Source organism: Brevundimonas sp. GW821-FHT10A07 (genome assembly GCF_059415785.1).
The window spans coordinates 22,141-40,109 of sequence record NZ_JBWKNX010000004.1; the positions used below are offsets into that span (position 1 = coordinate 22,141).

Genomic DNA, 17,969 nt, shown 5'->3' on the forward strand with positions numbered 1-17,969 from the left:
GCTCTAGCCCCTCTTCTTGCCGTCCGCGTGATCGACGGGGCAGACCCGTCGTGAGCCGGTCTGGCGGAAGGGCGACAGTCTGAGCTTGGACTCATGGTCGGCCGGCCCGGCATGGCCCTCCGGATGCAGTCCGCGATAGTAGAGTTTCTGCCATTGATCGGCGGGGGCCGTGGGCTTGGTCTTCTTGACCCACTCCTGGAAGGCCAGCCGCGAGGCTCGCCAGGCGTCGAAGGTCTGCAGCATCTCGGGCTGGTCCTCCATCGGCCGCAGCTCCGGCTTCAGCCGGTCCAGCACGCCGCGCGGGGTGGGGAAGAAGAAGCAGAAGGGCTCGTTTTCCTCGAACCGGATCCAGACGTCGGGGCGGGTGAAGCGCCAGTTCATGGTGAAGGTGTAGGGCGACCAGTCCGTCTCGATCACCCCGCCCATCGGGGCGATGCCGTCCTTCATGGCGTTGGGCGGGCCGCCGACCCACAGGTTCCAGCCTTCCGAGGTGCGCATGATGCCGTCGACGTGGAAGGTCAGGGTCCCGCTGCCGAACAGGGAGACCGGACCCCGCTTCGGGTCCGAGCCGGGATCGAGCACGATCTCGACCGAGCTGGCGTCAACGCCGCCATGCCAGCGGGCCTTGAAGCCGCAGGGGCTGAGCATCTCCCAGCCGTGGGTGTTGGCGATGGCGAGGGGCAGGCAGCGATAGGCGAAACTGTCGGGCGTTTCGGTCATCCAGTCGCGCCTGGGCGAGGCGGGCGCCACGCGCGGGGCCCAGCCCTCGCGCACATAGCAGACCAGTTCGGTTTCGGCCGCGCGGACCGGGGCGCCCTTGGGACGCGCGGGAACAGACCCCTTGAGACGCTTGACCATTTCGAGCCTCGTATGCCGCCGATGCGGCCTTATGGCATGGGCGCCGGCGGCGTGTAAGCCAGCCGCGTCTGGGCCGGTCGCGTCTGGGCCGGCCGCGTGACGCACGGAAAAGAAAAGCCCCGGACGGCGGACCGTCCGGGGCTTTCCTGAAGTCAGACTGCTGAAGGGATCAGCAGCTGTAGTACATGTCGAATTCGACGGGGTGCGGGTGCAGTTGCAGGCGCATCACCTCTTCCATCTTCAGCTCGATATAGCTGTCGATGAAGTCGTCATCCATGACGCCGCCCTTCTTCAGGAAGGCGCGGTCCTTGTCGAGGTTCTCGAGGGCTTCGCGCAGCGAGCCGGAGACCTCGGGGATCGAGCCGCGCTCTTCCGGCGGCAGGTCGTACAGGTTCTTGTCGGCGGGCGCGCCCGGATCGATGCGGTTCTCGATCCCGTCCAGACCCGCCATCAGCAGGGCGACGAAGGTCAGATAGGGGTTGCCCATCGGGTCAGGGAAGCGGGCTTCCAGACGCTTGGCCTTCGGCGAGGAGACGTGCGGGATGCGGATCGAGGCCGAGCGGTTGCGGGCGGAATAGGCCAGTTTCACCGGGGCTTCATAGCCGGGGACCAGACGCTTGTAGCTGTTGGTGGTCGAGTTGGCGAAGGCGTTGATGGCCTTGGCGTGCTTGATGATGCCGCCGATGTACCACAGGCATTCCTGCGATAGGCCGGCGTATTTGTCGCCGGCGAACTGGGGCTTGCCGTCCTTCCAGATCGACATGTGGACGTGCATGCCCGAGCCGTTGTCGGCGAACATCGGCTTGGCCATGAAGGTCGCCGACTTGCCGTAGGCGGCGGCGACGTTGTGGATCACGTACTTATAGAGCTGCAGCCGGTCGGCCATGGTCAGCAGGTCCGAGAATTTCAGACCCAGTTCGTGCTGGGCCGGGGCCACCTCGTGGTGGTGCTTCTCGGGCTGGAGGCCCAGGTCGCGCATGACGCCCAGCATTTCGCCGCGCAGGTCCTGGCCGGAGTCGACCGGGTTGACCGGGAAATAGCCGCCCTTGGGTCCAGGGCGGTGGCCCATGTTGCCCTCGGTGTATTCGGCGCCGGTGTTGGCCGGCAGCTCGGTCGAATCATACGAATAGGAGGTGTTGTGCGGCTGGGTCGACCAGCGCACGTCGTCGAAGATGAAGAACTCGGCTTCCGGGCCGAAATAGACCATGTCGCCCACGCCCGAGGACTGGACATAGGACAGGGCCTTCTTGGCCATCGAGCGGCTGTCGCGGTTGTAGGGTTCGCCGGTGTCCGGGTTCAGCACGTCGCAGAACAGGAACATCGTGGTCTGCTGGTAGAACGGGTCGATATAGGCCGTGGTCAGGTCCGGCTTCAGCAGCATGTCGGACTCGTTGATGGCCTTCCAGCCGGCGATGGACGAGCCGTCGAACATCGTGCCTTCGTTCAGGAAGTCCTCATCGACCAGGTCGATGTCGAAGGTGACGTGCTGCAGCTTGCCGCGGGTGTCGGTGAAGCGAACGTCGACGTATTTGACGTCCTTCTCCTTGATCTCCTTGAGGATCTTGCTGGCGCTCATTCTCGGAAGTCCTGTTTTCTTGGTCGTTGGGGAGGAACCGATCGATCAGCGCATGGACGCGCCGGCCGCCGGAGGAGGGGTACGCGAACTCAGACGGCCTGGGCCCCGGTCTCGCCGGTGCGGATACGGATCACCTCGGCGACGTCGGACACGAAAATCTTGCCGTCGCCGATCTTGCCAGTGCGGGCCGAGGTCTGAATGGCCTCGACGACCGCAGGGGCGAGATCGTCGGCGACGACCACCTCGATCTTGATCTTGGGCAGGAAGTCGATGACGTATTCGGCGCCGCGATACAGCTCCGAATGACCCTTCTGGCGGCCATATCCCTTGGCCTCCAACACGGTCATGCCTTGCACGCCGACGTCCTGGAGCGCCTCTTTGACGTCATCCAGCTTGAAAGGCTTGATGATGGCTTCAATCTTCTTCATGGCGACCCCTGAGCGGCGTGCGGAATGCAGCGGCGCTCGGGCGGGAATGGGACACATCAAGGCCGTTCAAAGCAAGCGGTTTTCGCAGAAAAGTCACGGATATTCGGAGCCCGGATGATAGAAACCAACGACCCGGCGATCTGGCGCAATTTTCTTCCGTGGCCGGGCGCGGAAACGCACAAGCATGCGCGGGGGCGCCTTGGGGTCGTCTCGGGTCGGGCGCACCAGACCGGGGCGGCGCGGCTGGCGGCGCGGGCCGGACTGCGGATCGGGGCCGGGGTGGTGCGTATCTACTGCCCCCCCGACGCGGTCGCTGTGATCGCCCCGGCGATCGAGGCCGTCATGCTGACGCCCTTCGTCTCGGCCGAGGCGCTGGCGCGCGAGGTCGAGGAGATGGACGCGGTCGTGGTGGGCCCGGCGGCGGGTCTGGACGAGGCGACCGTGGCCAATATCCAGGCCCTGGCGTCCAGCGGCGCCGCCCTGGTGATCGACGCCGACGGTCTGTCGGTGTTCAAGGGGCGCAGCGCCGAACTGTTCGCCCTGCTGGACCGCGATGATGTTCTCACCCCGCACGAGGGGGAGTTCGAACGCCTCTTCCCGGGTCTGCTTCACAGGGGGCGAGTGGCCGCCGCAGCCGAGGCGGCGGAGCGCGCCCAGGCCGTCGTGGTGCTGAAGGGCGCCGAGACCGTCATCGCCGCCCCGGACGGTCGTCTCCGCATCAATCGCAACGGGTCGCCCTGGCTGGCCACCGCGGGAACCGGCGATGTCCTGTCCGGGATGATCGGCGGTCTGATGGCCCAGCGCATGGACAGTTTCGACGCCGCCTGCGCCGCCGTGTGGATCCACGCCGACGCCGCCGACCGATTCGGACCAGGCCTGATCGCCGAGGACCTGAGCGAGACCTCGCCGGTCTCGCTCAGGGCGTTGTGGATGGCTGATCGCCAAGGGGGAGGGCGTCGCGGACGTCCTGCCCCTGACGAATTCTGAAGACCCCTGCGATCCCATTGTGGAACGCGCATCTGGAGCCTGCGCGACCGCCAGGCCTGGATTGCGGTCTGTTTCAAAACGGGACTATCGGAAGACGCCTGCAGCGCCTATTGCAGACCCCGTGAGGTGAAAAGGGTCTGTATTCCATATGAGTTTTGGCTCTGGGGCGGTCCTGCGGCCCGGCCAGTCGGCGCTCGCTGCGTCGTCGAAGGTCGGGCTGGGCACAGTGTTGCTTCTGGCGTCTGTGCAGTTCGCGGCCTTTGTGGATCGCGCTGTGCCGTCTGTCGTCGCTGGAGCGCTGAAGGGCGAGTTCGACCTGACGGACCGCCAGATCGGCGCTCTGCAGGGCCCGGCCTTCGCCCTGACCTATGCGGGGGCCATGCTGGCGGCGGGGCACTGGGGGCGGCGGATCGAGCCCTTCCGGCTGATGGCGCTTTGCGTGGCCGTCTGGACGGTCGGCGGCGCGGCCTTCGCTCTGGCCTCGAGTTATGAAGCCCTGATGGCGGCGCGGATGGTGCTGGGGGTCGGCCAGGCCGCCTTTGCACCTGCCGCTCTTATGATCCTTGGGTCGTCGAGCGTCGGCATGGGGCGGGCGCGCGCCGTTTCCATGTTCACAAGCGGGTCGGCCGCCGGACGAAGCGGCAGCTTCTTTCTGGTGGGCGCAATTCTGTTGCTGGTCGGAGGGCAGACCGTGGCGGGCCTTTCACCCTGGCGCTCGGCCTCCCTGATTCCGATCCTGCTCAACCTCGGCCTGATCGGCGGCCTTCTCTGGAAGGCGCGAGGGCGTCGGATGGTTTCGGCGGAACCGACGCGGGGCCTGCGCACGGCCGTCAGCTGGCTCGCCGGGGACGGACGAGCGGTGTTCGGGCTTATGGGGGCAAGCGCCGGGTGCGTGCTGTCGATTCAGGCGGCGGGCGCCTGGATGCCGTCCATCCTTGCGCGCGCGCATGAACTCAGCAGCGGTCACGCCGCGATCGCGATCGGCGGCGTGGTGCTGGTCGCGGCTCCTGCGGGCCATTTGACGGCCGGATGGCTGTTGGGGCTCGAACGCATGAAGGCGTCGGGACCGGCGCCGGTCATAGCAGGCGCCTTGGCCGTTTCGGTGCTCGCCGCCTTCGGATTGATGACCACGACCTGGCTGCCGATGACGCTTGCATGCTTGAGTCTGCTGGTCGCGAGCAGCGGCATGGCCGCCGCGTCCGCGCTGATCGGATTGCAGCCGCTGACGCCTGATCCGATCCGCAGCGGGGTGAACGCCATCTTACTGGCCGCCGTGTCCGTCGTCGGCGTCGGACTGGGGCCATGGGTCACCGGCGTGGTCAGCGACCGGAATATCGATACGCGGTTTGGTCTCGCAACCAGCCTGGCGTGTGTCGTCATGGTTGTAGCCGCGGTCGTGATTCCCCTGGCGCTCTGGCAAGGCCGGCGCTGGATTTCCGGCCTAAATGCCCCTGGTTTCGGGTCTGAGCTCCCTCGCATGCCGGTGGCGTTTAATTCCCCAATCAGGCGAAATACATAAAAACGCTGAAGAAAAATATATCGTCCACAGCGATATACCCAAATCTGGCGACGCTTAATGTTTTCTTAACTGCAACTGTCCGGTCAGCGAGACGCCCGAACCCAGGGCGCCGCGGGGGGACGGGCATTGCACGCTATCCAGCACGCGAATGTCGGCGGTGAGCCGACGTGGATGCGCCGCCGTGCGCGACACCCAGCCGGTGGCGCCGCCCTGGGTCTGGCGATCCTCGCCGTCCTCGCATCCGCAGCGCCTGCCGCCGCGCAGGACGCCGGCGTCGACATCACCGTCTCAGCCGTCATTCCAGGTCGGTGTGGTTTCAGCCGGATTGCGCCGACGCCTCTGCGCGGCGTCACCCCGGATCTTGAGACGGCCCAGACCTTCAGCGTCTCTCTGCCGCTCGACTGCAACACGCCTTTCGCCGTCGGCGTTCGGGGCGAAAAGGGCCGTCTGGTCAACACCACCGGCGCACCCGACGGGTCGGGATACGCCTTCGACAAGAGCTATGGCGTACGGCTGACGCTCGAAACCAGCGAAGGCGACGTGCGCAGCGGTCGCTGCCTGTCCGACCAGATCGTGGCCGGTGGAAACTGTGATTTCGCGTCGGACCAGCCGGGCAGGGGCCTGGGCTCTGGCTCAGGCATCGCGGCGCCGGGCGGCGTGACCCTGACCATAGACTGGCCGGACCAGACCACGCTGAACCAGCGCCTCGCCGCGGGCGACTACAGCGACACCATCACTCTGGTCGTCGGAGCGCGCGCCTGATGCGCACGCCCTCGGCCGGATCGGCGCATCGCGCCCTACCGAATTCGTCGACCGCATATCGCGGGCGACGGAGCCCTCGACGGGCCTTCCGCCCGCTCGAAAACACGCCGGGCTTCTCCGGCGCTCAATCCAAGACGGAGACTACCCTATGAAGCGTATCGTTTTCGCGGCCTCGGCCGCTGCTCTCGCCCTGACCGCCGCCGGCGCCGCCTCGGCTCAAGACAGCCAATCCGTCGCGATCAACGCCTCGGTCGCCGCCAAGTGCGGCGTCTCGGCTCAAGCCACCACCGTGACCCTGGCCGGCGACCTGACCGACTCGGAAGCCAAGGTCCGCAGCGGCGTGACCACTGAAATCGCAGACGCCCTGAACGGCGCCCGCATCATCGCCTTCTGCAACGGCGTGAACAATTCGGTCACCGTCGACCGCGCCGTTCTGGCCCGCACCGGCGCCACCGGCAACGGCCTGACCGAGGGCGGCTTCGCCCAGTTCATCCGCTACAACCTGGACACCACGATCAACGGCCTGGCCCTGGACACCACCAGCACCGCCGGCGCCTCGAACGTGGCCCAGCGCTTCGGCGGCCACGTCAGCCTGAGCGACAGCAACACCCACGTTCGTTTCGCCCAAGCGGCGTCGAACGGCGGCGCTGTGGCGACGTCGGGCGGTTCGAGCGACATCGCGACCAACTGGGGTTCCAACACCGACCGTAGGCTGGCCGCTGGCGCCTACACCGGCTCGGTCAATGTGACCGTTGCTCCGGGCGCCTAAGCCCCAATAAGCGCCGACGTTCCCACTGGGCGTCGGCGTCCGTCGGACCGGTCCCCCCGCACAGGGCCGGTCCGACCCCCCTTTGGATCCACCAGGTAGTTTCCCATGATGCCCGCCGCCGCCCGACGCCTCGTCGGAGTCCTTCTAACTGCTGCGGCCTTGCTGGCCTCGGGCATTCCCGCCACGGCGTTGAATGTTCAGCCGGTGATCATCGATCTCCTGTCTTCTGGCCGGCGCACCTCGACGGTGCTGACGCTCCAGAATACTTTTTCCACCACAGTTCCGGTCGAACTGACCGCCCGCCGGTTGGACGTCGTCGACGGCGAATTGCGCGAAACCGATGTCGAGGCCGAAGACCTTCTGGTCTTCCCGGCCCAGGCCACCGTGGAGCCGGGCCAGTCCCAGGCGTTCCGGATTCAGTGGGTCGGCGACCCCGAGATCCAAGCAAGCCAGCACTTCTTCGTCACGGTCGCCCAGTTGCCTGTCGTGCTGCCTGAAAACCAGAACGCGATTCAGGTGCTGTATAATTTCAAGGTTCTGGTCAGCGTCGGCGCGCCCGGAGCCGTGTCCGCCCTCGCGGTCCAATCGGTGGCGATCGAGACGGGCGAGGACGGCGTCGGCCGCCCTGTGCTTATGGTCAGCAACTCCGGCAACACCTACGGCTATGTCGGCAAGAACCGTCTGACCCTGGTGCAGCGCGCGCCGAATGGCGACGAAATCCTGCGCGAATCCTGGGAGCCCGAGCAACTGCAGCAGCTGATGGGCCTGGGCCTGGTGCCTTCGGGCGCCACGCGCCGGCTGCCGATCAATATTCGCCTGCCGCAACCCAATGGCGCTGTGACGGTCGAACTGACGCCGGTTCAGGATCGGTGATCGTGTGATCGACGCTCAACCGCCTTCCTATTATTCCGCCGCATCAGAGGCGGCGTTCGAGGTGATGCAGACCGCACCCCCGTCGCCGGCGCTGAACCCTTCCGGCCGCGACGTCTACCTCGGCGGACCGCTGAAGGACGGCCCCTTCATCCTGGGCGAGATTTCTTACCTGCTGACCGCCGACGCGCGTATCCAGGTGGACGTCGATCCGCTTCTGGACCTGCTTCAGCCCGTGATTTCGCCGGCCTCCTGGCAGGCGCTGGCCAGCGCCCTGGCGGGCCGGCAGCGGGTCTCGACCGTCGAACTGACGGACCTCGGCTTTCCGATCGCCTATGATCCGGCCACCTTCGGTCTGACGCTGGCGATCAGCCCTGATGTGCGGCCCAGAACCAGCCTGAGCATTTCCGGGGGACGTGAACAGTTTCGCGGGCCCGTGGCCAAGCCCGCAAACCTTTCGGCCTATGTGACCACCTATCTGACCACCGACTATGTACATGTGGGCGAAGACACCGGCTTCGGCACGCCCAGCCTGCTGATCGACAGCGCGGTCCGATTCCGGGGGGTCGTCCTCGAGAACGAAGCGACACTGGAGGATTCGTTCATCCGCGAGGGTACGCGTCTGGTCTACGACGACGTCGCACGCACCGGGCGCTGGACGGCCGGTGATCTGAGACCCCAGGCGCGGGGTTTTTCGGGGGCCAGCCCTATCGCGGGCCTGTCGCTGGAGCGGGTCTACGCCGATCTCGATCCCCAACGGAACATCCAGCCGAGGGGCCAACGGTCCTTCACCCTGGTACGGCCTTCGACGGTGGAGGTGTTCATAAACGGCCGCTCGGTTCAGCAGACGCGGCTGAACCCCGGCTCCTACGACGTCAGCGACTTTCCCTTCGCCCAGGGCGGCAATGACGTGCGGCTGGTGATCCGCGACGATGCGGGCGTCGAGAGCGTCTTCTCCTTCTCCATCTTCTTCGACCGAAGCCTGCTTGCGGCCGGCTTGACGGAATTCGGCTTCTACGCGGGCACGCGAACCGACTTCGACCAGGGCGGCCGGAAATACTCGGGGGACGCGGCCGGGTCGGGCTTCTATCGGCGCGGCCTGACCGACGATCTGACGGCGGGCGCCAACTTCCAGGCCAGCGCACGCGGCGGCGTGGTGGGCGGTGAAATCGTCTGGGCGGCGCCGATCGGCACGATCGGCATGAATCTGGCTGGATCGTCCATCGCCGATATCGGCGAAGGCTATGCGTTGAACCTCAGCTTCGAACGCGTCTTCGGCGCCGACCGAAGCAGCGCCCGTTCCTTGAACGCCACGGTCCAAACCATCAGCGAATCCTTCGCCACGCCCGGCGTCGAACTGGCGGACAATCCCTTCGCCTATGAGGCCGGGGTCACCTATTCGCAGTCGATCGGCACGACCCAGTATGTGTCGGCGGACGTCTTCTATTCGGTGGGGCGGGGCGCACGAGAAGACCAGGCGTCGGCCCGCGCAAGCTACGGCTGGCGCGCCAGCGGCCGGCTGCTGTTCAACGCCGAGGCGAATTTCGAGAAGCGTCAGAACCGCACCGAGACCGGCATCCGGTTTGGCCTCACCTATCGCATGGGCTCCTACGCCAGCGCGACGGCGGAGGTCGACAGTCGCCGCAATCGGGCGCGTGTCGGGTACCAGACATCGCGCGGACGGGGCGTCGGCTCCTGGAGCGCGGCGGCGAACCTGGACACGTCCGAAGACGCGGCCGGGGTCAACGGGTCGTTCACAGCCCTGCTGAATCGCGCCGAAATCGGCGGGTCTCATCTGACATCGTTCAACGCCGACAGCGGCGAAATCTCGGATCAGCGGACTTCATTCCGGGCCGGGGGCGCGCTGGTCTATGCGGACGGCAAGATGGCCGTGTCGCGTCCGATCTACGACAGTTTCGCCCTGTTCGCGCCGCACGCCAGCCTGAACGATTCCCAAGTCTATGTGGAGCCCCGCGAGGGGAACTACACCGCGCGGTCCGGTCGGCTGGGCGGGGCCGTGACGCCTGAACTCAGCGCCTATTCGCCGCGCACGGTGACGTTCGACGTGCCGGATGCGCCCACCGGCTACGACATCGGCGCCGGCTCGGTGCAACTGCTGCCGCCGTATCGTTCCGGCTATCTGATCACCGTCGGTTCGGACTATTCGGTCTCGGCCACCGGCCAGCTTGTCCAGGCGGACGGCGCGCCGCTGAAGCTCCTGGTCGGCACGGCCTATGAGATGGCGCGACCGGATCAACCCGGCGTGCGGATGTTCACGAACAACTCCGGCCGCTTCGCCGTTCAGGGCCTTCGGCCGGGCCGTTGGCGGATCGAGGCCGGGATCGACGGCGCGCAGACCTATATGATCGTCATTCCCGCTGGCGCGGACGGCCTGGTCCGTCTGGGCGTCATCACACCGGAGCCCCGTCCATGAAGATCGTTTTGCCGACCGGTCTTGCCGCGCTCGCCCTGATGTTCGCGCCCGCCGCCGCACAGGCCGGATGCGCAGGGTTCGAGTCGCAGGGAACGGGCCTGTCCGTTCGCTACGATCCGTTCTCGGGTGCGCCGATCAATCATGCATTCAACATCCGGGTCAGCCGGACCGATCCCTCCGTGACGGCCGTCCGCTTCATCCTGGTCGACCCTGACCCCCGGGGCGGTCGTTCGCAGTTCGGGGCGGGCGGGCCACAGGGCTACGATGTCGAGTGGGCGCGTGACTCTTCCCGGCCGGTGTTTTTCAGCGGCGCAGAACAGCCCAATGCGACCAATGGCGCCGTGGTCAGTTTCAAGGCCGGGCCTGCGGGCGACGTCGTCAACGAGAGTTTCCGGCTGATGGCGCCGGCCGGCCAGTCTGTGGGATCGGGAGACTATTACGAACCGCTCGAGGTTCGTTACGTCTGCTACTCGGGCGAGGAGCGGCTCGACGCGGCGGAGATTCAGCAGGCCGGCCGGGTCGCGCTGGACCTGGAGACGCCGGACATGATTTCGGCCTTTATCGGATCCGCAGGCATGCGACGGGGCGAGATCGACCTGGGCGTCCTGAATCCCGATCAGTCCTCCAGCGGAACCGTGGTCGTGACCGCGCAGTCGACCTCGCCCTACGAGTTGAGCGTGTCGTCGAAATGGGGTGTGCTGCGTCGTGGCGACGCGGATGCCGCCGGCCTTCGCTATTCGATGCGTCTGGGCGGAATTCCGGTCGAGGCGGGGGCGGCTCTGGTGTGCGACCGCACGCCGGCGCCCTCTGGCCGCAGCCATCCGCTGCAGGTCACGGTCAGCGGCGAGGACGTGTCCGCCCAGCCCGCCGGCGCCTACAGCGACGTTGTGACCCTGACCTTTTCTCCGCGGCTCGGGTTGTCGCCCGGCGCCGGCTGTTCGATCTAGAAGATCATGCCCTTGGCTTCGGCCCGGAGGCTCAGGCTCATGGCGTCCTGAGGCGACGACAGGATGATGCCGAGGTCTCGCTGGCGGAACGCCGGCTGATTGCTGTCGATGATGACCGTCTGGGTGGCCGTCGAGGAGAGCGGCACACGCTGGCCGTCGACCACGGCGAAGGCGTCGACCAAGCCGGCGGGATGGTTGAGGATCAGGCGATAACCCTCGACGTTGTTGCAGAGCTCGGTCATTCGGCCCAGGCCGGTTTCGCCGGTTTCGAAGGCGGGGATGACGGCCGCGCCTACCTCGACCCGGCAGATGGTTCGAGCTGTCGCTCGAATGCCGATCGAAACCCCGCCGGCGAGGGCAGGGGCGACGCCCAGCAGGGAGACGGCCGCTGCAAGCGTGGCCGTTTTCAGAATGTCAGAGCGCGAAACCATCAGGCGTCCTTCCAGGAGCGAGGCTTCACATTTATCCGCTCCGCCTGAAAGTCACTTTAACCGGCGTGGTCAACGCCTGTTTACCTTACCTCGACCATCCAGGACGCCCAGCGCCGTTTGATCGTCTCCAGGCGACGTGTCGGGTCATCGACCATCTGGCGGTAGGCGGCGGGGGATAGGCCGAAGCGGGCGCGGAAACGGCTGCGCATGTCCGCTTCGTTGCGGAAGGCGTATCGGATCGCCAGTTCGGCGAGCGGCGTGGTGTCGTCCGAGCGATCCAGCGTGGTGCGAACCGCCGCCAGCCGCCGGCTTTGAATGAAACTGTCGACGCCGCCGTGGGGCGCGAGCAGCCGGTATAGCGTGGCCCTGGAAACGCCGGTCTCCCTGGCGATGACGCCGGCATTGAGCCCGGGATCGCCGAGACCTTGTTCGATGATCCTCTGGATGGCCTCGCGGCGATCAAATTCCATCCGCCGTTTCGAAGCCGTGGCGCCGCCGCCTGTCGGGCCGATGGCGAGCCCCAGCAGATCCACAAAGGTCCGCGACACCGTCGGAAGCGCATCATGCTCGAGCGCACCGGCCCGGCGACACAAGGAAAGAAGATAGTCCCCCAGCAGACCGGCTTGATCGGGGTCCAGGACCCGGCCATGCAGGCCGTTGGCGGCGCCGGCCGCAGCCTCGATCAGATCACGGGCCACGCTGACCGTGATGAGACGTCCATCCGGGATCGTGGTTCGGGTCTGTCGGCGAAGATCCTGAAGCACCAGGTCGCCCGGGCGGGCCTGTTCGAAACCGCTGACCTCGCTGCCGACGAGAACGCCCTCGACCACCAGATGAACGACGAAATGGGAAAAGCCGTTGAGACCGACGCGCTGCGCCGGACGGGCGTGCCCGACGCCCGTCAGCCGGCGATCAAACAGGATGAGACGATCCAGGCGATGAGCCGTGACCTCAGCAGACACGGCCTGTCCGCTTGAGACCACATCCGCGCCGCCGTCATAGAGGTTGCGATAGGTTTCGGCGGCTTCGGGCGGCGTCAGGCCTTGCGTCGAAAAGCTGAAGCTTTCGATCATGATCCGGCGTTGGCCCGTCGGGGGCTCCGCGTGCGGTCTGTCGAGAGCGATACTGTGAGCCCAACGGGCAAGATGAAAAGCGGGGAAATGAATCCCTGTTTGGTACGCGGCACTGACTATCCTGATCTCGGCGAGATGGTGATGCAGGATTGGCGCCATCCTCAGCAGACGAAGCGAATCCGATCCTCCAGTCTCAATCGTGAGATCAAGGGCGCAATACCCACACTTGGGGATGGGGCGTACTTATAGCCAAGCCAGACTATTAATCCCTGGTAAACCATGTCGCTCCCGATGACTTCTCGGCTCGTTGCGCTGGCAGGCGCAACGGGACGGGAGGATGAGGCTCCCTCTCTTCACCTGTCCCGTTGGTTCGCCAACCACGCCATCGCCTGCCTTTTCCTTTCCGCACAGACCCAGGAGGTGCTGGATGCGAACGCCGCAGCCATCCGCCTCGTCGATGCGTCTGATGAACTCGCGCTCAGCGGCGGCAAACTGGTCGTCCGGGGCAAGGCGGCGGCGGAACAGTTTCGCCGGTTCGTCTACAGTCTCGACGGAGCCCCCGAGATCCACATGGTCGGCGATCACCACAGGCCGCTTCTCATGCGCGTGGAAAGGGTCGACGAGACCGATGTGATCGCCGTTCAGCTTTTCCCGATCGCCCAGGACGAGGATCAAGGCCTGTGGGCGAACATGGGCGTGATCTTCGGCCTGACGCCGTCGGAGGATCGTCTGATCAAGCTTCTGGTCGGCGGCGCCAATATCAAGACCCTGTCCGAAGATCTCGGCATCAGCGTCGAGACCGCACGGACGCACGTCCGGCGTTCCTATCTGAAGATCGGAGTGAGCAATCGCGAGCAACTGTTCGCCGCCGTCGCGCCCTACCGGCTTAAGGGTTGATCGTCGCGCCGCCTTGGAGCTGAAGGGCGCATCCTCTTGAGCCGGCGCGTGGTGTTGATTGTCACAGTCGAGTTCTAAGCCCGGCGGAAGCAGCGCTGATGACGGCGCTGTCGTCTTCACGCTCGCCTGAACCGCACCTATTTCAAGCCGGCGGGTTCGACCGTTCCAAGTTAAACGGGGATCACCCATGCCCAAGATCGACCGCCGCGGCCTGTTGGCCGGCCTGACCGCCGCCGCCGCCTTTCCCTCGCTGGCGCGGGCCCTGAGCATCGCGCCGAAGGTGCGGACGGGTACGATCCAGGACGTCGACCATGTGGTCATCCTGATGCAGGAGAACCGCTCCTTCGATCATTATTTCGGCACGATGAACGGTGTGCGGGGCTTCTCCGATCCTCATCCGGCCCCCGCGCCCGGCGTCGACGGCCGCGCGCGCGACGTGCTGCTTCAACATGACGGCGGCGGCGAGGGGCCGGCCTGGCTGGCGCCCTTCCCGTTGAACACGCGTCAGACCTTCGCCCATATGCGGGTCGAGGGCACGCCGCACAGTTGGCCCGACGCCCAGGCGGCCTGGGACGACGGGCGGATGGGCCGCTGGCCCGAGGCCAAGCACGCCCATTCGATGGGCTATTATGAGCGCGCCGACATTCCGTTCCAGTACGCCATGGCCGACGCCTTCACCCTGTGCGACGCCTATTTCTGTTCGCTTCAGACCGGCACCAATCCGAACCGGGTCATGCTGTGGTCGGGTTGTAACGATGGGTCGGGCGAGCGCGGCGGTCCCTGTATCGGCAATTCGCACGACACCCTGCCGGGCGAGGGCGAGGCCATGGAGCCCTATCGCTGGACCACCTATGTCGAGCGGCTGCAGGCGGCGGGGATCGACTGGCGCGTCTATCAGGACATGGCCGACAACTTTACCGACAACCCCCTGGTCGGGTTCGAAGCCTTCCAGAAGGCGGTGGCCGGGGCGCCGGGGTCCGACCCGGCCCTGGTCGAGCGCGGCCTGACCACGCGGGCGCTGGACGGGCTGAAGGCCGATGTCCTGGCCGGACGTCTGCCGCAGGTGTCCTATGTCATCGCCACCGCCAGTGGCTCGGAACACCCCGGCCCGTCCAGCCCGGCCCAGGGCGCCGACTATACGGCCCAGGTGATCGACGCCCTGACCGCCGACCCCGCGGTCTGGGCGCGCACGGTCCTGCTGGTCAATTTCGACGAGAACGACGGCTTCTTCGACCATGTGCCGCCGCCCGCGCCGCCGTCGCGCGATGCGGCGGGCGGACTGAAGGGCGGCTCGACCGTCGATCTGGCGGGCGAATATCACCTTCAGCCCAGCCCCGCCGACGCGCGTCTGGACCTGCCGGAATACCGCGGCCGTCCCTACGGTCTGGGGCCGCGGGTGCCCATGTATGTGCTGTCGCCCTGGAGCCGGGGCGGTCGGGTCAATTCCGAGGTGTTCGACCACACCTCGGTGATCCGGTTCCTGGAGGCCCGTTTCGGGGTCATGGAGCCCAATATCTCGCCCTGGCGGCGCGCAGTGTGCGGCGACCTGACGTCCTGCCTCGACTTCTCCGGCGTGGACGCCCGGCCCGTGCCTCTGCCGGCGACCCAGGCGGACGCCACGCGCGCCGCCGCCCTGGACGGCCGCACCACCCCGCCGACCCCCGCCGAACCGACGCGCCCGCACCAGGTCGCCGGCTTCCGCCCGGCCTGTCCCAGCGTCTACGCCCTGGAATGCGAGCGCGAGACGGCGGGCGACCGGGTGCGGTTGAGCTTCGTCAACACGGGCAACCGCACAGCGGTCTTTCATGTCTATGACCGGATGAACCTGGAGGCTGGGCCGCGCCGCTATACGGTCGAAGGCGGCCAACGGCTTCAGGACGACTGGAGCACGGCCGGCGGCGTCGATCTGCAGGTCATGGGGCCGGACGGCTTCCACCGACGGTTCGTCGGCGCGGGGGACGAAGTCGTGTCCGCGCGCCTGGACTGGCGCGGCGCGGCGCCCGTTCTGGTCCTGACAGGCAGGGGCGCGGCGGAGGTGACGGCCGGCGCAGGCGTTCGATCCCTCGCCGTCGACGGCGAACATCGGATGGATCTCGCCTGGGACGACGTCAACCATCGCTATGATATCGCGGTCGAAGCTGCGGGTTGGCGAAGCGAGTTCGCCGGGCGCGGGTGATCAATACAAAAGAAAAGGGGCGGCGCGCTGATGCGACGCCGCCCCCACATGGCTTCCGCCCGGATCAGAAGCGGTAGGCGACGCCGACCCGCAGGTTGCGACCCGGTAGAGGCGCGATGTCCTTGAGGAAGGACACGTGCTCGCGGGCTTCCTCGTCGGTCAGGTTGCGCGCCTCGGCGAAGACGGTGACGTTTCGATCCGTCAGCGGACGCCAGGCGGCGGCCAGGTTCAGCAGGGTGTAGTCGTCGGTCGGCAGTTCATATTCGTTCGCGACCCGGTCCTGTTCCCCGACATGGCGCACCTCGACGCTGGCGTCGAACGGGGTGGAGGTCCAGGCGAGGCGGCCGGTCAGGGAATAGGGCGGAATACGCGCTGCCGGACCCAGGTCCGTCTGGGCGTGGACAAAGTCGGCGGCGGCTTCCAGCGACAGTTTGCGGTCGCCGTTCTGCCAGGCCGTGTAGGAGCCTTCGGCTTCGAAACCATAGAAGCGGGCGTCGGTCTGGACGAATTGATAGACTGGGAATTCCTCGTTCTCTTCCTCGAACAGGAAGGTTTCGCCCGTGGCCCGCTCGTCGATGAAGCCGTCGTACCAGGAATGGTAGACGTGCAGGTCGCCTGTGAACCGGCCGAGATCATAGTGCGCGGTGGCTTCGAGCGTATTGACCTTTTCGCTGTTCAGATTGACGTCGCCGGTCTCGTAGGCGGCGGTGGCGATGTGCACCCCGTCGGCGAAAAGCTCCACCTCGCTGGGCGCGCGTTCGTTGTGCGCCAGGCTCAGGCCCAGGAACAGGCCGGGCGCGGGCCGCAGGAAGGCGGCGGCCGAGGCCGACCAGTTGTCGAACGTGCGATCCACCTGGCGGTCTTCGCCGATCGGCGTGGCGCTCAGTTCGCGACGATCATAACGCAGGCCGCCCTCGAAGCCGTAACCCTGGCGGTCCAGACGCTGGACCGTGTAGACGCCCAGTTCGTCGATGTCGGTCGTCGGAACGAAGGCTTCCTCGCCGATGGCCTTGAAGTTGCGCGAAAGGGATTGCACCCCGACCGCGCCGTTCCAATCGCCGCGCTTGCGTTGCACCAGATCGGCGCGGCCTTCCCAGCCGTCTGAGTTGAAGACGGTGCCGGGCTGGCCGACATCCTCAAACTCGGTGTGGGTGTACTCAGCGTGGCCGTAGGATCCGCGCAAGGCCGAGAAGGGGCCGTCGTCGAAGCGATATTCGCCCCGAACATCATAGCGTTCCTGGTTCAGCTTGATGAAGACGGTCTCCTCGGCGACCGTGCCGTATTCACTGTCGGTATTCTTGTAGGAGGCGCCCAGGAATCCCTTGTCGCCGATATAGGAACCGCCGACGCCCCAGGCCTCCAGATCCGAATAGCTGTTGGGCTGCGATCCGCCTTCGCCCCGATCCACGCCGTCGGCGGCGGCCTTGCGGGCGGACAGGGCCGGGGCGGGAATGTCGTAATCGTCCGACTTGCGCTTCACGCCATCGATGTTGAAGGCGAAATTGCCGCTGCCGAGGGTGACGCGGCCGAACGCGCTGCGGCCGTCGTCGACGCTGGACGCCTGGGTGGAGACGACGCCCGAGATACCGCCCTCGGGAATTGCAGTCGGGATGCGTTCGTCGATGACATTGACCACGCCGCCGATGGCCGATCCGCCATAAACCAGCGTCGCCGGTCCGCGGATGATTTCGATGCGGCTGGCCTCGGCCGGGTCTGTGGCCACGGCGTGGTCGGGCGAGACTGAACTGGCGTCGATCAAGCCGATGCCGTTGGTCAACACCTGCACGCGGGGGCCGGAGAGACCGCGAATGACCGGGCGGCTCGCGCCGGGGGCGAAGTCGGTCGAACGGATGCCGGGGCGAGTGCTGACCAGATCGCCCAGAGACACGGCCGGCGCGGTGGCCAGGGTCTGGGCGTCGATCACGTCTGTGGCGATCGTCGTGGCGCGCTGGCTTATGCCATAGGGCGCGCCGGTGACGATGATGTCGTCAAGATCGACGGGCTTGGGGGCGGTCTGGGTCGTGGCGGTCTGGGCCGAAGCGGCGCCCGCGAGCAAGGCGGAGGCGGCGGCTCCAAGCAGCAAGGAGCGGGAGGAGGAAGTCAGACGCATGAGAAATCTTTCACCGGAGGGTGATGTAGTTATGAGATAACATCACACTTGGTCAAGACTGTCGCAGCCCCGCGCGTTTCATCCTCAACGCCTGTGGCGGATGGGAGACTGTGATCGGTGACTTGGAACGGT

15 protein-coding genes are annotated in these 17,969 nt (G+C 66.5%); 9 read left to right on the forward strand and 6 right to left on the reverse strand.

Going from position 1 to position 17,969, the window contains the following annotated elements; all coding sequences use genetic code 11:
- Nucleotides 1-3: 3 nt before the first annotated feature.
- The 3 genes from AC07NC_RS04135 to AC07NC_RS04145 form a co-directional block, all read right to left on the reverse strand.
- Entirely contained in the window at nucleotides 4-858 is an 855-nt protein-coding gene (locus AC07NC_RS04135) for a DUF6065 family protein (RefSeq protein ID WP_035308514.1), read from the reverse strand.
- Nucleotides 859-1,027: 169 nt separating this feature from the next.
- On the reverse strand, nucleotides 1,028-2,434 hold the full coding sequence (glnA, locus tag AC07NC_RS04140) for a type I glutamate--ammonia ligase (RefSeq protein ID WP_008258959.1): 1,407 nt from the start codon (nucleotides 2,432-2,434) through the stop codon (nucleotides 1,028-1,030).
- 89 nt (nucleotides 2,435-2,523) lie between these two features.
- Nucleotides 2,524-2,862 carry a P-II family nitrogen regulator gene (locus tag AC07NC_RS04145; RefSeq protein WP_008261682.1) on the reverse strand — a complete coding sequence of 113 codons (339 nt, stop codon included), beginning with the start codon at nucleotides 2,860-2,862 and terminating at the stop codon, nucleotides 2,524-2,526.
- A 114-nt stretch (nucleotides 2,863-2,976) separates the two neighbouring features.
- Here AC07NC_RS04145 and AC07NC_RS04150 point away from each other — a divergent pair, with 114 nt between their 5' ends.
- The 7 genes from AC07NC_RS04150 (at nucleotide 2,977) to AC07NC_RS04180 (ending at nucleotide 11,150) form a co-directional block, all read left to right on the forward strand.
- Complete coding sequence (locus AC07NC_RS04150) at nucleotides 2,977-3,849, forward strand: NAD(P)H-hydrate dehydratase (RefSeq protein ID WP_494568677.1); 873 nt, start codon at nucleotides 2,977-2,979, stop codon at nucleotides 3,847-3,849.
- 148 nt (nucleotides 3,850-3,997) lie between these two features.
- Complete coding sequence (locus tag AC07NC_RS04155; RefSeq protein WP_494568678.1) at nucleotides 3,998-5,368, forward strand: MFS transporter; 1,371 nt, start codon at nucleotides 3,998-4,000, stop codon at nucleotides 5,366-5,368.
- Nucleotides 5,369-5,539: 171 nt separating this feature from the next.
- Nucleotides 5,540-6,130 carry a hypothetical protein gene (locus tag AC07NC_RS04160; RefSeq protein WP_494568679.1) on the forward strand — a complete coding sequence of 197 codons (591 nt, stop codon included), beginning with the start codon at nucleotides 5,540-5,542 and terminating at the stop codon, nucleotides 6,128-6,130.
- A gap of 148 nt (nucleotides 6,131-6,278) precedes the next feature.
- Nucleotides 6,279-6,899 carry a hypothetical protein gene (locus tag AC07NC_RS04165; protein ID WP_008263118.1) on the forward strand — a complete coding sequence of 207 codons (621 nt, stop codon included), beginning with the start codon at nucleotides 6,279-6,281 and terminating at the stop codon, nucleotides 6,897-6,899.
- A 105-nt stretch (nucleotides 6,900-7,004) separates the two neighbouring features.
- The gene (locus AC07NC_RS04170) at nucleotides 7,005-7,772 is read left to right on the forward strand and encodes a fimbrial biogenesis chaperone (RefSeq protein ID WP_008260166.1); all 768 of its coding nucleotides are present in this window, start codon (nucleotides 7,005-7,007) and stop codon (nucleotides 7,770-7,772) included.
- Between the two features lie 4 nt (nucleotides 7,773-7,776).
- Nucleotides 7,777-10,203, forward strand: coding sequence for a fimbria/pilus outer membrane usher protein (locus tag AC07NC_RS04175; protein WP_494568680.1), 2,427 nt, complete (start codon nucleotides 7,777-7,779; stop codon nucleotides 10,201-10,203).
- Nucleotides 10,200-11,150 carry a hypothetical protein gene (locus AC07NC_RS04180; RefSeq protein ID WP_008261057.1) on the forward strand — a complete coding sequence of 317 codons (951 nt, stop codon included), beginning with the start codon at nucleotides 10,200-10,202 and terminating at the stop codon, nucleotides 11,148-11,150. The genes AC07NC_RS04175 and AC07NC_RS04180 overlap by 4 nt, the downstream gene beginning before the upstream one ends.
- Here the strand turns inward: AC07NC_RS04180 and AC07NC_RS04185 are convergent.
- A complete protein-coding gene (locus AC07NC_RS04185) occupies nucleotides 11,147-11,581 on the reverse strand; it encodes a hypothetical protein (RefSeq protein WP_008259387.1) in 435 nt (144 codons plus the stop codon). The two genes, AC07NC_RS04180 and AC07NC_RS04185, sit on opposite strands and share 4 nt — an antisense overlap.
- 80 nt (nucleotides 11,582-11,661) lie before the next feature.
- Nucleotides 11,662-12,654 carry a helix-turn-helix domain-containing protein gene (locus tag AC07NC_RS04190; protein ID WP_494568681.1) on the reverse strand — a complete coding sequence of 331 codons (993 nt, stop codon included), beginning with the start codon at nucleotides 12,652-12,654 and terminating at the stop codon, nucleotides 11,662-11,664.
- A gap of 291 nt (nucleotides 12,655-12,945) precedes the next feature.
- Between AC07NC_RS04190 and AC07NC_RS04195 the strand changes: the two genes are divergently transcribed.
- Complete coding sequence (locus AC07NC_RS04195; RefSeq protein ID WP_494568682.1) at nucleotides 12,946-13,551, forward strand: helix-turn-helix transcriptional regulator; 606 nt, start codon at nucleotides 12,946-12,948, stop codon at nucleotides 13,549-13,551.
- A gap of 187 nt (nucleotides 13,552-13,738) precedes the next feature.
- Nucleotides 13,739-15,727, forward strand: coding sequence for a phosphocholine-specific phospholipase C (locus AC07NC_RS04200; RefSeq protein ID WP_494568683.1), 1,989 nt, complete (start codon nucleotides 13,739-13,741; stop codon nucleotides 15,725-15,727).
- 64 nt (nucleotides 15,728-15,791) lie between these two features.
- On the opposite strand, the gene AC07NC_RS04205 is transcribed toward AC07NC_RS04200, so the two are convergent.
- Nucleotides 15,792-17,837, reverse strand: a complete 2,046-nt coding sequence (locus AC07NC_RS04205; protein ID WP_494568684.1) for a TonB-dependent receptor — start codon at nucleotides 17,835-17,837, stop codon at nucleotides 15,792-15,794.
- Between the last annotated feature and the right edge of the window lie 132 nt (nucleotides 17,838-17,969).